The organism is Clostridium sp. 16K-1-R1, assembly GCF_023921145.1.
GTDB lineage: Bacteria > Bacillota > Clostridia > Clostridiales > Clostridiaceae > Sarcina > Sarcina perfringens.
Window position 1 is genome coordinate 325,851 of the sequence record NZ_CP046515.1, and the last position, 14,879, is coordinate 340,729.

13 protein-coding genes are annotated in these 14,879 nt (G+C 25.5%); 7 read left to right on the top strand and 6 right to left on the bottom strand.

Annotated features, from left to right (window positions below):
* Positions 1 to 100: 100 nt before the first annotated feature.
* The 3 genes from GOM42_RS01430 (at position 101) to GOM42_RS01440 (ending at position 3,420) form a co-directional block, all read left to right on the top strand.
* Positions 101 to 877 carry a hypothetical protein gene (locus GOM42_RS01430; RefSeq protein WP_003458253.1) on the top strand — a complete coding sequence of 259 codons (777 nt, stop codon included), beginning with the start codon at positions 101 to 103 and terminating at the stop codon, positions 875 to 877.
* A gap of 417 nt (positions 878 to 1,294) precedes the next feature.
* Entirely contained in the window at positions 1,295 to 2,725 is a 1,431-nt protein-coding gene (locus GOM42_RS01435; RefSeq protein WP_011590107.1) for a hypothetical protein, read from the top strand.
* Between the two features lie 2 nt (positions 2,726 to 2,727).
* Positions 2,728 to 3,420, top strand: coding sequence for an OmpA family protein (locus GOM42_RS01440; protein WP_003458366.1), 693 nt, complete (start codon positions 2,728 to 2,730; stop codon positions 3,418 to 3,420).
* 56 nt (positions 3,421 to 3,476) lie between these two features.
* Here GOM42_RS01440 and GOM42_RS01445 read toward each other — a convergent pair whose 3' ends face one another.
* The 6 genes from GOM42_RS01445 to GOM42_RS01470 form a co-directional block, all read right to left on the bottom strand.
* Positions 3,477 to 4,352, bottom strand: coding sequence for a decaprenyl-phosphate phosphoribosyltransferase (locus GOM42_RS01445; protein WP_003458338.1), 876 nt, complete (start codon positions 4,350 to 4,352; stop codon positions 3,477 to 3,479).
* A complete protein-coding gene (locus GOM42_RS01450) occupies positions 4,345 to 5,535 on the bottom strand; it encodes a glycosyltransferase family 39 protein (protein WP_110035201.1) in 1,191 nt (396 codons plus the stop codon). Before GOM42_RS01450 ends, GOM42_RS01445 begins: the two co-directional genes overlap by 8 nt.
* Before the next feature lie 432 nt (positions 5,536 to 5,967).
* A complete protein-coding gene (locus tag GOM42_RS01455; protein WP_003458293.1) occupies positions 5,968 to 6,300 on the bottom strand; it encodes an EamA family transporter in 333 nt (110 codons plus the stop codon).
* Positions 6,293 to 6,631 (bottom strand): EamA family transporter, encoded by a 339-nt coding sequence (locus tag GOM42_RS01460; protein WP_003479574.1) that lies wholly within the window; start codon positions 6,629 to 6,631, stop codon positions 6,293 to 6,295. Before GOM42_RS01460 ends, GOM42_RS01455 begins: the two co-directional genes overlap by 8 nt.
* A 9-nt stretch (positions 6,632 to 6,640) precedes the next feature.
* Positions 6,641 to 7,276, bottom strand: coding sequence for an HAD-IB family hydrolase (locus GOM42_RS01465; protein ID WP_061414292.1), 636 nt, complete (start codon positions 7,274 to 7,276; stop codon positions 6,641 to 6,643).
* A 402-nt stretch (positions 7,277 to 7,678) separates the two neighbouring features.
* A complete protein-coding gene (locus GOM42_RS01470) occupies positions 7,679 to 10,006 on the bottom strand; it encodes a bifunctional diguanylate cyclase/phosphodiesterase (RefSeq protein WP_003458359.1) in 2,328 nt (775 codons plus the stop codon).
* A 253-nt stretch (positions 10,007 to 10,259) separates the two neighbouring features.
* Here GOM42_RS01470 and GOM42_RS01475 point away from each other — a divergent pair, with 253 nt between their 5' ends.
* The 4 genes from GOM42_RS01475 to GOM42_RS01490 are packed head-to-tail and all read left to right on the top strand — an operon-like array spanning position 10,260 to position 14,615.
* Positions 10,260 to 11,528 carry a tetratricopeptide repeat protein gene (locus tag GOM42_RS01475; protein WP_003458361.1) on the top strand — a complete coding sequence of 423 codons (1,269 nt, stop codon included), beginning with the start codon at positions 10,260 to 10,262 and terminating at the stop codon, positions 11,526 to 11,528.
* A gap of 17 nt (positions 11,529 to 11,545) precedes the next feature.
* A complete protein-coding gene (grpE, locus tag GOM42_RS01480) occupies positions 11,546 to 12,148 on the top strand; it encodes a nucleotide exchange factor GrpE (protein WP_003458364.1) in 603 nt (200 codons plus the stop codon).
* Positions 12,136 to 13,863, top strand: a complete 1,728-nt coding sequence (locus GOM42_RS01485; RefSeq protein ID WP_003458288.1) for an Hsp70 family protein — start codon at positions 12,136 to 12,138, stop codon at positions 13,861 to 13,863. Before grpE ends, GOM42_RS01485 begins: the two co-directional genes overlap by 13 nt.
* A 17-nt stretch (positions 13,864 to 13,880) precedes the next feature.
* On the top strand, positions 13,881 to 14,615 hold the full coding sequence (locus tag GOM42_RS01490; protein ID WP_003458339.1) for a hypothetical protein: 735 nt from the start codon (positions 13,881 to 13,883) through the stop codon (positions 14,613 to 14,615).
* Positions 14,616 to 14,879 lie beyond the last annotated feature (264 nt).

Below are 14,879 nucleotides of genomic sequence, written 5' to 3' on the forward strand. Positions count from 1 at the left end.
TTATATTTAAATTGTTATAAGTACTTAGAACTTTCTCTTTTGTGATATATAATAAATATAGGGACGTATATTAGTTTTAATTTTTTATTCAGGAGGAGAAATGTTTACCAAAGGTTTTGACGAGGCATATAATAGGGCTTTAGAACTTCAGAAATTATTTTATGGTGAAAAAGAAAAATATAATGAAGAGTTAAAGAATGAAAATAGGGACATAAAGCATTTAGTTAACAAAATAAACGAAGAAAAAATATATATATTAGAAACACTAGTACCTAAATATGCTAAGAATATGAGTATTTTAGAAAGACAAAGTATAAAAGCTACTTTAGGAGAAGAAGTCAGTAGTGAATATATAATAAATGATTATAATATACGACCTATTAAAGAACTGCTACTGATAGATTATGATGAAAAGTCTATTATAAAAAATATAAAGAATCCTTTTATTAAGGTCTTTAAGATAAACAAAATAAATAAAAATTTAGATGAAGAAACTATGGAAATACAATCTGCAAGAGATGAAATGAAAAAGATATCACAATGTGCACAGGATGATAAACTTAAATTAATAAGAATTTATAAATTAATATGTTCTGCAACTAATTTAGGGGAAGCAATAGAGGAACGGTTTAGAGATTTCATACCTATGATACAAAGCAGCAGGCTAATATATGGGGATTGCAATATAGAGAAGCGTAGCTATAGAATAGGAAACGTTATGAAATGTTATGATGGAATAATGCAGTTTTTAGTAAAGATATGTGAAACTAAATATAGAAGTGCAGAGGGAAAGCGAGTTAAGTACATAAAAGATTCTTTAATTGATGAGCATTTAGAAGAATTAGATTTATGGAAACAGAGCTTTAATGAAATATAAATTTATTTAATTTCTAAAGTTAAGACAAGAGAAATAGGCAGATTTTTATGATTTTTTATGGTGTTACAGCCAGTTTATTCAATAAAATGATAAAAATTTTTAAAGAATAGAGAAAAATATGTAGATTTTATTGAATTTTTAACCAGAATATGATACTGTCTACATATAGTAAATACTTATAGCGTGTTAGTATTTATTTTGGATTTGGTTGGAGAATAATTTCTTCAGCCTTTATTCTTTATATAGATAGTTTATAGTTTAAGAAATATTTAAAATTAAGTCTTATGAAATCAAGGGTAACTTGAGTATTCATAAGGCTTTTTTATTTTATTTATTATGGAAATTCATTATAAAAACCTATTTGTAATCATATATTTCATATAAAGATTAATTAATAGGGGAGGAGAATTTTTTATAATGAGTACAATAAGTAACATATTAAAATCTTTTTTAACTCAAAATATTTTAGGGTATATTGGTGTTACATTAATTTTAATAGTTATATGCCTAGGATTTATCTACAATATGAGGGTTAAGAAAAAGTATGAGAATCTTTTAAATGCTTTTAATGAGAGTGAGTGGATTAATGTTTCAAATAATGAAGATCAAAAGGAACTTAAATTTCTTAATTCAGAGTTAAAGGCAATGGCAGATGATTTTAGAAAGAGTGCTATTAAAGGAACATATAATATTAATACAGAGGTAATAATTCAAAAGAATATAGAAAAGAGAATATTAAAAGAAGAAAATATTGCAAATATACTGCCATCTATTTCAATAGCTTTAGGTCTTATAGGTACATTTTTAGGGCTTACTGTGGCTATTATGACAACAACAGGTATATTATCCTCTGGAACACAGAGCATGGCTGATTTCTCAAGAAGTATGAATATGCCTCTAGGAAGTATGTCTAGTGCCTTTTGGACAAGTATTGTAGGGGTAATAGGTTCTATCATCTTAAATTGTCTAAACATTAATTTAAAGAGAGCTAAAGAGGATTTTTATGATGTTTTTGAAGACTATTTAGATAACATATTATTTTCTATTTATATAAAATCAGATAAAGATGTACTTACTGATTTTATGAATAAAGCTTTAGGAAGTTTTTCAATAAAGTTAGATGAATTATTTAACAAGGGAATAAATAATTTAGTTGAAGGCATAAATAAAAACACCGTAGATATGACAAGTACCTTTAATGGAATGAATAAACATATAAGTGATTTAGAGAATATTGTATCATACTTTAGAGTTTCAGTTATGGGAATAAAAACACCTATAAAAAGCTTTGGGGAAGATTTAGAAAAGTTTAGTAGGGTAAGTGCAGAGTTTTGTAATTCTGTAAATTCAACAAATAATAAATTCCTTAATAAATCTACTAGACTTGAGGAGAGTGTAAATGAACTATCAAAGGCTATAAATGATAATAAGAGAGAAATAAATAAGCTTTGTATGAGATTAGAGGTTCAAAGTAATGAGGTGAGAAGAGGATATAATACCTTTAATGATGTCTTTAATATTATAAAAGATGAGCAAAGCAGAAATAATAAAATTATTTCAAATCAAATTTCAAAATTAAATGATGGATATAGAGAATTTGAAAGAGGAATAAATAAATTTTCAAGCAATGTTTCAAATATGAAAAATGAAGTTGCAAATGGTATATACTATGCTCTTCAAAGAGAAACTCAAGAACTTTCATCAAATATAGTTGATAAATTAAATGTTCCTCTAAGAGATATTAGCCTAGCAACTGAGGAGTTAAGTAGAAGTACTAATAGGAATAGAGAAATTGGAAAGGCAGATTCAGGGTGGAAAAAAGATAGTAAAGAGATTGGTAGGTGTTAAAAATGAAGGTTAGGAGAAGAAAGTATAAGACAGAACAAGAAGTACCTTCTTATTGGCCTTCCTTTGTTGACATAATGACTACTGTTACATTAGTTTTTTTCTTTATCTTACTTACTTCAATAGGAATTTCAAGTATTTTTGTAGATAATATAGCTGTAGAAAGAGAAACTGTATATGATAAAATTCAAGGAGAATTAAATCAATATGCAGTTAATGAAGAGGTAATGAATTTTAACAGAGAAGAAGGAAAAATTGATATAAAAACAGAAACTTTTTTTGATAGTGATAGTTCAGTTTTAAAGGAAGATGGAAAGAAATTAGCCTCTGAACTTGGAGATATATTTTTTAAGTTACTATCTAATGAGGATATAAAAGAAAAAATAGATTATATAGAGATTGTAGGGCATACAGATTTTGCAGGAAGCACAATTCATGGAAGAGAGCTATCCACTGAAAGAGCAATAAGCTTTTTAAATGAAATGATGCCAGAGGATAGTGAACTTGAAAATTTACATGGAGAAAAGTTTAAAGCTTCAGGGATGTCTGAGTTTGAAAACTATGCTTCTAAAGAGGAAAGAGATAGGGGATATGATGAATATAATATAGAAGAAACCAAGAAAGATAGAAGAATTGAAGTGCGTATGGTATTTAGCAATGAAGATTTAGAAAAAGCAATAAAGGAAAGAAAAAATTAAATTTTTTAGGAAGATTTGTGTAAAACAAATCTTCCTATAGTTTTTAAATACTCATATTAATAATAAAAATTATAATTATTTAAGTTAAGTAAGATTATACAAAAAATTCCCCATATTAATATTAAATAGATTAATTGTTTATCTTTAAGAACTAAATCAGTAGGGCTTTCTCCTTCACTACTGGAATACATTAAATAATAGTATCTTATTGTTCCCCAGATTACCAATATGTCTGTAAAAATAAAAAATCTTATTGATGTACCTAAAATACAATATATAGAATAAAAGACTATTGTACAAGTTAGTGAAATATTAATTACTTTATCTAAAAATTCTAAATTATATTTTGATAAATTTTTTCTATGAGTACTTGCATTTTCACCTAAAAAAATAACTTCATTTCTTCTTTTACCAAAACCTAAAAATAAAGATAAAAATAATGTACATAAAATTATCCAATCTGATGCAAGGACACCAGTAGCAAAACTACCAGCTAATACTCTAAAAATAAATCCTAATGCTATTGAGAAGACATCTATAATAACTAAATTTTTAATTTTAAATGAGTAAAATATATTATTTATTAAATAAACAATTATTATAAATAATATAGAAATTTTTAAGCTAAAGGCTATAGCTAAAGAGGTTATGCAAAGAATTATGCCAATTAATATTGCTACTGGAATACTAACTTTACCGCTAGCTATAGGTCTTTTACATTTGTTTGGGTGCTTTCTATCATTTTCTACATCTACAATATCGTTCATTATGTAGACTGTGGAAGATATAAAGCAAAATGCTATAAAGGTAAGTATATTATTTTTTAGAATATCAATATTTAAAAATTTATTTGAAAAAATTATTGGGCCAAATATAAATAGATTCTTTATCCATTGATTTGGTCTAAGTAGTTTGATTATGTATTTAATCATAATCTAACGCCTCCTCATTTTCTTTTGGATTAAAAGCAGTCATGGCAAGAATTATAAATATCCATGATAAAGGATATGAATATCTGTCTTGAGCTTCTATAAGTAATAACTGTAGTGACATACCACCAAAAAGTATATAAAGAAGATCAATTAAGTTCTTTCTTTTTGACTTATTTTTATATAATCCAACATATGATAATGCAAGAAGTATAATGTAGAAACTTTGAATATAGAATACTCCTTCTTCACTGATTCTTATAGTCATATTTCCATTTTCTTTTCCTAGCATTTTTAGGTAATCTTCCTTATTATAAGCTTCATCTAATCCAGCTTCAGACCAGTAATCACCAGCAAAACTTCCATTATTCCAGAAGTTTGAAAATTTTGAAACATAGAATTTAGCAAGCTCTAATTTAGGAGTATTTATTAATCTGTCTTTTATTATTTCTTTAGCCTTTTTATCAGCCTTTTCATAGTTTTCATCACAGTCATGAAAAACTTTAAAGTCCTCTTCATTCCACTTTCCACCAGAAGCTATATTTGTTCCTTTTAGCATAGAAATGCTTGGTGGTTCTGTACCATGCCAAAGAGGATATTCAGTTATATTTAATTTAATAAGCAGTGTACTAAATAAAACAAAAGGAACTATAAATGATACTAATACTACTAGAATATTTTTAAGCTTAACAGTAATGTTTTCTTTGAAATAAAGAAATAAATACATTATGTAAGCTATTATAAAAACATATCCATTAGGTCTAAATAAATGAGATAAGCTTAAAAAGATTCCAGATAGACATAAGTATAATAAATTTTGTTTATTGTTTATTGATTTAAAGAACATAAGTACACTTAGCAATAAAAGTGGCATAGCTAAGTTTTCTGAACAATAAACATTGTTATATAATATCATAGGTGGATACAGGGCACTTATTAATAAAACCCAAAAACTTTTCTTTTCATCTTTAAAAATTTCTTTAGAAATCATATAAAGCAAAATTATGTTAAACATTGAAAGTAATATGTTTATAATTCGGATAGATATTAAGGGGTTACTAAAAAAATTTCTTATTATGGCAAAATAAAGTACTGTTACTGTCATATGTGGAAATCTTGCAAAGTAACTTGTTCCTATAAACATATAGTTACTTCCAGTTAGAAATTCACCTGCACATATAAACATCCTGTTAAAATCACCTACAGGAATACTATCTAAATTTAGAAACCATAAGACTCTAAATATTAGTCCTACGGATAAAAGAATAATAAATAATAGTTTTTTGCTATAATTTTTCTTTAAATAAAAATACACAAATATTACTAAGCTTATTGCTATAATAGAAAGCATTAATGAAGTAATTGAAAATTTATAGTATAAATTTCTATGAACAATGCTTTCTACTAATATCAAAAGAAATAAAAATTTCAATGATATGTTTAAAAAACTACTGAGCGCTACATTTTTTTTCATCAAAAAGTCTCCAATCCATATATTTTATTATAAATTTCATTAGTCTCATAAATTATTTATAAAATCAAAAAATAAAGAAATTATCTATAAAAATAAAGGGTTGATAAAGAAGTTTATTTTTATAGAAAATTTCTAAATAGGTTATTATATAGCTATTAGTAGAGAACCTAAAATTATTAATATTGTACCTATAATTTTATTACTAGTTATTTTTTCACCTAAAGCTATTTTGGCTAAGATCATAGTCCATATGTAAGTCATGGCAGTAAGGGGTAGTACAATGCTATAAGGTAGATATTTAAGTACAAATATATTTAAAATGGCAGCTGTTACATAGAAAAAACCACCTATGTAAATTTTGAAATTAAATATAAGAGATAAGAAGTTATCTACATTTTCTGCACCTTTTTTAAAAAAGAAACCACCTAATGCACCGAAGAATGTCATTATGGGAAAAACTAAATATATATTATTCATAAGATTTACCTCTTGCTATAAAAATAACTCCAGTAATAATAACTATAATTCCTAATAATTGAACTAATGATATATGTTCTTTTAGAAATAAGCTACCATTAATTAATGCAAATATATAACTTGTGCACATTAAAGGGTGTATTATTGAAAGATCTCCAAACTTTAAGGCTAATATCATACTAAGAGCCCCTATGCCATATAGGACAAAACCTATAATTAATAGAAAGAGATTAGAATCAACCCCTATTTTCCAAAATAATTGTCCGAAAGAAGTACAGAGTGCGGAGAAAAATATTAAAATTATCCCTTTATTTAAATTTTTATTCTTCAAAATTCTTACCTACTTCCATTTTAATATTTCATATTCATGATTTGAATTTTTGCTATTAATAAGATATGCATTCTTAACTAAACTAAACATTGGCGCATCTGATAAAGAGTCAGAATAAGCAACGGAATTTTCTTTATCAATTATCAAATCATGTTCTTGTAAAAATGTATTTATTCTTGAGACCTTTTCTTCACCCTTACAATTTAGTCCACTTATTTTGTTTATAAATCTGCCATTTATAAATTCGAATTTAGTTCCTATTACACCATCTATAAAATCTTCATCCTCAAAATATTTTAAGTAACATTCTGGAGATGCTGAAATCAATAATATATAATATCCTTTACTTTTTAAATCTTTAATTTTAGTCAAAGCATCTTTATAAATCTTAGGTTTTATCATTGTATTAAAAAAGTCACTTAAATCACCTTCACAGAGATAATTTAAGGTATAAAACATAGATTCTTTTGCTTTGGTAGTAGTTATTATTTTAGCCTTATATCCTAATAATTTTATAAATAATATAGGTAAATGAATGGATAAATAAGGTTTTTTCTTTATTGTGTATTTAAGTAAATAAAACATGGAATCACCATGTATCAATGTTTTATCTACATCAAATAAAGCTATTTTAGTAGTATTCATATAATTTCTCCTAAGTTATTTAAGATTTAATCATATAGCTTAAATGATTATAATTTTTGAAAATATAAAGAATGTCTTGTGGCACTCTATAATTGTAATTAAAGAAAATATCATAGTAGTAATAGTATTAACTACAATAATTTCAGTTTCTTGTTAATTTTACCATATTTAATTGAGATTTCAAGATGTATTAAAGTTAGGAAAATTTCTAAATAGTGGCTATTTTAGTATGAAATTTAATTTTAGGAATTATGCATTTAATTTTTTACTTATAAAAATCATTGGAAAATATGAAAGATATGTATATAAATAAAGAAAAAGGGCGTGTATCAAAATAAATTTTATTATATTTTGATATGGCCTCTTTTTCTTCTTATTTAAATATGAAAACTTACTTAGTTACTAGCTTATTTTGTTATTAATATTAACTTTTATATAATCTATTATTTCAGATTTAGTTAAGGGTTTAGAAAAATAGTATCCTTGAACAATATCAAATCCTAAACTACTAAAGAGTTTAAAGTCCTCGTAATTTTCTACCCCTTCAATAACAGAGGTTACCTTTAATTTTTTAGCTAATATAGATATTGCTTCAATAACAGCTAATTTACTAGGGGTTCTTGCATCTATTACAAACTCTCTTGGAATTTTCAACTCATCAAAATACAGATTAGATATTTGGCTAAGAGAAGAGTAGCCTGTCCCAAAGTCATCTATGGATATACAAATTCCATTTTCTCTAAGAAGATTAATATAAGAGATTGTTTTAGCATTATTATTTAGTGATACATTTTCTAATATTTCTGCTGTTATTAAATGTTTTGGAATTTTATATTCTTTATAAATATTTAGAATTTCATTGATTTTTTCATAGGATTTTAAAGTGTTTAAGGATAAATTTACACTGCACTTTAATTTTATTCCTTTATCTATTAAGCATCTTTGAAATTCACAGGACTTTTTAAAAACATATAAGTCAAGGGAAGAAATTTCACCTAAGTTTTCAGCTATAGGTACAAACTTAGAAGGAGAAATTTCACCTAGTTTATCATGTTTCCAACGAAGTAGAGTTTCAAAACCAACTATTTTTAATGTTTTTACGCAAACTTTAGGTTGGAAGACTAAATGAAACTTACCTGTTAAAAGATCATTTTTAAAATCCTTTTTTAATATATTCATATGTTCTAAATCAGTTTTTAAATTATCATCATACATAAGTATAGAGTTATTAGGACCTTTAAGCTTCTTAGCTCTCATTAGAGCATAATCTGTTTCTTGAATTAGTAAGTCTAAGTTAATATTTGAATCATTTAATGAATATCCAATATTAAAGTTTATATGTATTAAATCAGAGTTATGTTGAATTTTTATATTTTCAAGGTCTCTAAAAAATTTTAATATAAGATCAACTTGATCTAATTTAGAGATTAAGGCAAATTCATTTCCGCTATATCTACAGTAGAAAACATTTTTACCTAGAAGTAGTTTAAGTTCTTTAAATTTATTTGCAACTTCTACTAATACCTTATCACCAACAACATGTCCAAAAATATTATTAATGTCCTTAAAGCTCTTTATATCTATAAAGAAAAGTGCATAATCAGTATTTATGGTTTCAAGTTTCTTTAAAAAATAATTTCTACTATACATATTAGTTAAAAAGTCTATTTCATTAGCCCTCTTAACACTTGCAATTAATCTTAGATTATCTTTTCTTAATATAACATCTCTACATACTAGTAAAATCATAACAAGAAGTATAATTACTAAGCTTTCTATGCCGTTAAAATCACCACTTGCTATAGAAGATGAAATTATATCTATAGCCGAAAAGGATACTGGGAAAATTCCAATAGTAATACTTATCCATGAGTTATTTATATTCATATAGGAATCATCAAATAGCACTTGATCTGGAGCTTTTTCTTGTTCTGTAATTGAATAATATATAGAAAGCATTAATAATATTGGACATATAAAGTAGATTCCAATACCTTGATATAAGTAATGAGAAAAAAGCAACTTACTATTAAAATATGAGACTATATAGCAGTTAAGATTTGAAACATAAAAGTAGATTAATAATAGAAAACTACTCTTTTTATTTCCTCTTAAATAAATAGTTTTTACAAAGATCAATATAATAAGAAATCCTTCTAAAAAAATCCTTAAGCTGTTTATATTTAATAGAGCCAAACTATATACTGAATCATCTAAGAAATATATTGAGGATATAAAGTATTTAGAATTTTTATAAATAATAAAAGCAAAAGGTATAAAGGTAAAAAATGAATCACGAATAATATAATCCTTTAAAACCCTATACTTAAGCATATCTTTTATAAGTTTATAAATCATTACAATAAATATCAATGATAATATTAAAAATTGAAAGTTTTTTATTATTAGTGTATTAAAAATTGGAAGGTCAAATATACCAAACAAGTTTGTTGCTAAGGTTATTAAAATTTGTATGCTTCCAATTAATATAAAGCTTAATTTTATGGTGCTTAGAGAACTTTTAGAAATTCTATATCTAAATGCAAAGATTGTACTAAAGCCACATTGAAAAACCCAAAATGAAAAGGCTATGGCCCATATAAAGTAGTCTGGTAAGTGTGATGGTATTACCAATATAGAAATTAATGTTCCTGCCAAAACTAAAAAACTTAATATAATTTGAACTATAAAAAAAAGTTTTATCTTATTGAGCATAGGTCTATGCGTCATATAAACCTCCGAAAGCTTCTTAATATAATATTTGAATTATTAGTTATTTTTATCAAATAATTCATTAACATTTTATTAATATAAGTAATTTATGTCAAATTAAAATAAATATAATTATGGGTAAAAAAATAGTTCTAATCTAGAGTATTCTAAGTTTTATAAATAAAATAGGCTTACCAATGAATATTATTAGTTTTACTGAAATAAAGTTATGGTATAGAGATATATCGTTAATTAATTTTAGGAGGATTATATGATAGATTATTTTAAAGAATTAAATATTCAGATAGATGCCTCTGATAATGAAGTTAAAAATGCCTATTTTAATATGACTAAAAAATATCCACCAGAAAAGTTTCCAAAGGAATATAGAGTTATAAGGGATGCCTATGAAACCTTAATAGACAAGTCTAAAAGGGATGCATATATTTTAGAGACTTTTGATATTGAAATAAAAAATATACTTAATGAAGGTATTGATTTAGCTAAAAGTGAAAAATATGATTTAGCAGCTTTGAATTTTGAAAAAGTTCTTAAAAAATACCCTGATAATTCAAAGGTTAAAAAGGACTTAGCTGTATGTTTAATGAGAGGTAGAAATTATAAAAAAAGTTCTAAGATATTAAAAGAATTAGTTATAAGAGAACCTAACAATATAGAATACTATAAGCTTTTAATAAATGCCTATGGAGATAATTATGATCTTAAAAATTTAGAGAGTGTCCTTAAAAAGAGCTTGAATTTAAAAAATGTAGAAGTAGATTTTTACTTAAAGTTATTTGAAATTTACAATGAAAGCGAATTAAGGGATTATACAAAGGCTATTAAGGTTTTAAAGGATGGCTTAGAAAATAAAAATATAAATTCAAAGAAGTATAAGTTATACCTTAAGTTTTTAGATTTATCAGATAGATTAGATTGCAAAGATGATTTTAATAAGGGGTGTGAAGCTTTAAGCGGAATCATTTTAAAGGATAATTATGAAGAAGTAAAAAGTTCAATATTAAATTTATTAGATAGAATTTTAAAAGAGTTTCATTTTAAAAATGGAGTTAGACTTACATCAACAGCTTTAGTTTTAATAGATGAAAAAAAAGATATGGAAACCTTAGAAAAGATAATGGATTTAAGGCGTAGTTTTTTAGAACTATCTAGGCTTTATGAGGATAAGAGTATAAATGAAGATTTTAAAAAGATAGTATTTTATAATGCTGTAAGCAAATTTTTAAAGGATGATATTGAATTTAATAGGGATTTTGAAAGAATAAATCAAAACTTTTTTAATAACTTTAACTTTGAAAATGATGAATTAGTAAAATCAATTGGGAAGTTAAAAAATGATTATAGGAATGTGTACTTAGAAACAAGAAAGTTAAGTGATAAGGTCTTGGGTAGATATAGCAAAGTTCAGAAAATAAAAGAGGAAAAGAATGTACCTAAGGAATTTTATTCTAATAGGAGAGAGGGGAATCCCGTAAAAATTTTATTTAGAAAAGTAATAAATAGTTTTAGAGATAAATAAAATAAGGGGGTACTAATTTGAATTATGAAGAGGCTTTAAAGGATATTTGTGAAGAAAAAAAGTATATAGATTTATTTGAAGAGGATAGAGGATTAAAAGAAATAAAAAATTTTATAAAAAAAATAGCCATACAAAATGAAAATATGAATCAAGGATATATTGAAGAGGTCTATAAAATAGCTAGTAGCCTTGAATGGATTACAACCTATATAAGTAAAAAGAGTGAGGAAGAAGAGCTAAGAAGTAAAAGAATAAACAAAGAATTAGAAATAAGAGAAAAGAGATTAGTTAAAAGCATAATAAGTATAGTGGACAATATAAAATATATTTATGATTTTAGCCAAAAATCTAACAATGAAGTATTAAATGAGGCTATGAATAATCTATTAAACACAGTAAAAAGGGCAATGGTGAATGTAGATATCCTTCTTATTGATGGGAAAGAAACTTTTTTTGATGAAAGCTTACATGAGTGTGTTAGTACTATTTGGAATGACGAAAGAAAAGATTATGAGATAAACGAGGTTTTAAAGTTTGGATACATATACAAGGGAAAAGTTGAGAGGACAGCTCAAGTAGTAGTAGTTAAAAATAAGGAGGATATAGAATGGGAAGAATAATAGGAATTGATTTAGGGACAACAACTTCAGAAATAGCTTATGTAAAAGATGGTAAGCCATGCATAATAAGAAATATTGAAGAAGGAGATGAACATGCTATTCCATCAGTGGTTTCTATAGAAGGAGATGAAATAAAGGTTGGAAAGAAAGCTAAAAATCAAATTTTACTAAAGCCTGAATTAACAGTTGCTGAAGTAAAGAGAGTTATGGGAACAGAAAATATTATACAAATTCAAGGGAAAGAATACAGACCAGAAGAAATTTCAGCGCTAATTTTAAAAAAATTAAAAGAAGTAGCTGAATATTTTTTAGGAGAAGAAGTAGAAGAGGCTGTAATAACTGTCCCTGCTAATTTTAATGATATACAAAGAAAAGCTACAAAAAATGCTGGGGAAATAGCTGGTTTTAAAGTAGAAAGAATAATAAATGAACCTACTGCGGCTGCCATGGCTTATGGAGTAGACAACCTAGATAAAAACGGTAATATTCTAGTTTATGACTTTGGAGGGGGAACCTTTGACGTAACTATATTAGAAATGTTTAATGGAGTTTTAGATGTAAAGGTAAGTAGAGGAAATAATTATTTAGGTGGAAAAGATATTGATAATAAATTAATAGACCATGTGGTAAATGAATTTAATAAATCAACAGGTGTAAAATTAGATACCTCAGATAGTAGAATTTTGGCGAGACTTAAAGAAGGGGTAGAGGAAGCTAAAAAAACATTATCCACATCTAAGATGGCTGAAATAGTACTTCCTTATATTAGTGCTGACAAAGATAATAATCCAATAAACTTAGAAATGGTATTAACTAGGGAAGAATTTGAGTTTAATGTTAAAGAGATAATAGATTCTACTGAGGATATAGTAAATGAGGCTTTAGAGGATGCAAATATTACTGATAATGAGATAGATACAGTATTATTAGTTGGTGGTTCTAGTAGAATACCTTATGTAAGAAATATGCTTGAAAAAAGATTTAAAGGAAAAATAGCAAGGGGAGTAAATCCAGATGAGGCTGTGGCTTTAGGGGCTTCAGTACAAGCTGCTATTAAAAATGATATTCCAGTTGGAGATTCAGGTACAATAATAGTTACTGATACATGCAACTATACTTTAGGAGTGGCATTAAAGGGAGGAATATTTGATCCTATAATTGATAGAGATTCAAAATTACCTGCAAATGTAACAAAGAGATATTGTACAGTCATGGATAATCAAACAGAAGTATTAGTAAGTGTTTATGAAGGTGAAAGTAGATATGTTAGTGATAATACCTTAATAGATGAATTTATATTATCAGGAATACCAAAGGCTGATACTGGTAAAGAAAAAATAGATATTACCTTTACCTATGATTTAAATGGAATTTTAAATGTTTCAGCAGAAATTCTTTCTACTGGAGATGAAATTTCTAAAATAATGTCTACTAAAGGCCTTTCAAAAGAAGAGATTCAGGATCTTAAAGAGGTAGTTTCAAGTAATGAAAATAATAATGAACTTGTACCTTGGAAATCAGCCAATTTATTTAAATTAGTAGAACCTAACTTTAGATTAGCAGAAAGAAAAATTCCTATGCTACCAAGTGCCGATAGAGAAAAGCTTCAAGAAATTATGAGTGATATGAAGGATGCCATAGTAGATAATGATAAAATGGCACTTATGAAATTAGATGAAGAACTTACAGATTTTTTATTTGATTTCGTAAATTAATATTGGGAGCATTTCTTATGAAAAATAGTAAAGAAGCTTTAGAAGGTGCTTATAATAATGCTTTAGATTTAATCTTAAATAAAAAATTGAAAGAGGGAGAAAAGCTCTTAGAAAAAATTTATGGCTCTGGAAATATAAATATAGATATTTTAAATCTTTTAGGGATAATAAAATATATGTATTGCGATTTTTATGGAGCTAAGAAATATTGGAATGAGAGTTTGAAAGTTTCATGTGAAGATAATAAGGCTTCTGAATTTATAGAAGATATAGAAAGTGATGATTTTAAACTAATAAGTGAAAAATATATATATTCACTAAACTTAATAGAAGATAAAAATTATTCACAAGCAATAGAGGTTTTAGAGGAAATTAATAAAGGAAGAAGTGAATTAATAGAAGTTAAAATTCTATTAGCATTATTATATATGATAATAGATGAGAAAAATAAGGCCTTTAAAAATATAGAAAGTGCTTTATCATATGATATATCAAATTATAAGATAAAAGAGATATATAATGAAATAAAATGTGATTTAGCAAAGGATGAAGAAAAAGAGGAAAGTGAAGAATTAACTTTTTCTGAGTCTATTCTAAATTTGGTAATGATTTTGAATTATAGGATAAACTCTTTTTATGAAGAGGAATTAAAGTATAGAAATGAAGAAATAAAATCCTTATATGAAGAAATCAAAAATATGAATTTAGAAATTGAATCTTTAAATACTAAAAAAGAAAAATTGAGTTTATAAATTAATTTAGCTGTATTAAATATATTCTAAAAAATAAATTTCTTAGAATATAATTTGATACAGCTATTTGTTTTTTATGAAGATAATATTTCCTGTGAAATATATGTATGTAGAATGTATTATTTGGTTTTGTATTATGGTAAAATATTCATGTAAAAAATAGAAAGTTAAGAGTAGATTAGTAAAGGGTTTTATATTATAGTAAAAATTATTTAAACCCTATAGAGGAAGATAGATTTCCTTTTAGGTATTTATTTTAAGGAG

Excerpts from the sequence above, each read along its gene's own strand:
- GOM42_RS01445 (WP_003458338.1), bottom strand. The coding sequence starts at position 4,352 with ATGATTAAATACATAATCAAACTACTTAGACCAAATCAATGGATAAAG.
- GOM42_RS01490 (WP_003458339.1), top strand. The coding sequence starts at position 13,881 with ATGAAAAATAGTAAAGAAGCTTTAGAAGGTGCTTATAATAATGCTTTA.
- GOM42_RS01465 (WP_061414292.1), bottom strand. The coding sequence starts at position 7,276 with ATGAATACTACTAAAATAGCTTTATTTGATGTAGATAAAACATTGATA.
- GOM42_RS01455 (WP_003458293.1), bottom strand. The coding sequence starts at position 6,300 with ATGAATAATATATATTTAGTTTTTCCCATAATGACATTCTTCGGTGCA.
- GOM42_RS01435 (WP_011590107.1), top strand. The coding sequence starts at position 1,295 with ATGAGTACAATAAGTAACATATTAAAATCTTTTTTAACTCAAAATATT.
- GOM42_RS01485 (WP_003458288.1), top strand. The coding sequence starts at position 12,136 with ATGGGAAGAATAATAGGAATTGATTTAGGGACAACAACTTCAGAAATA.
- GOM42_RS01475 (WP_003458361.1), top strand. The coding sequence starts at position 10,260 with ATGATAGATTATTTTAAAGAATTAAATATTCAGATAGATGCCTCTGAT.
- GOM42_RS01440 (WP_003458366.1), top strand. The coding sequence starts at position 2,728 with ATGAAGGTTAGGAGAAGAAAGTATAAGACAGAACAAGAAGTACCTTCT.
- GOM42_RS01430 (WP_003458253.1), top strand. The coding sequence starts at position 101 with ATGTTTACCAAAGGTTTTGACGAGGCATATAATAGGGCTTTAGAACTT.
- GOM42_RS01450 (WP_110035201.1), bottom strand. The coding sequence starts at position 5,535 with ATGTTTATATGTGCAGGTGAATTTCTAACTGGAAGTAACTATATGTTT.
- GOM42_RS01470 (WP_003458359.1), bottom strand. The coding sequence starts at position 10,006 with ATGACGCATAGACCTATGCTCAATAAGATAAAACTTTTTTTTATAGTT.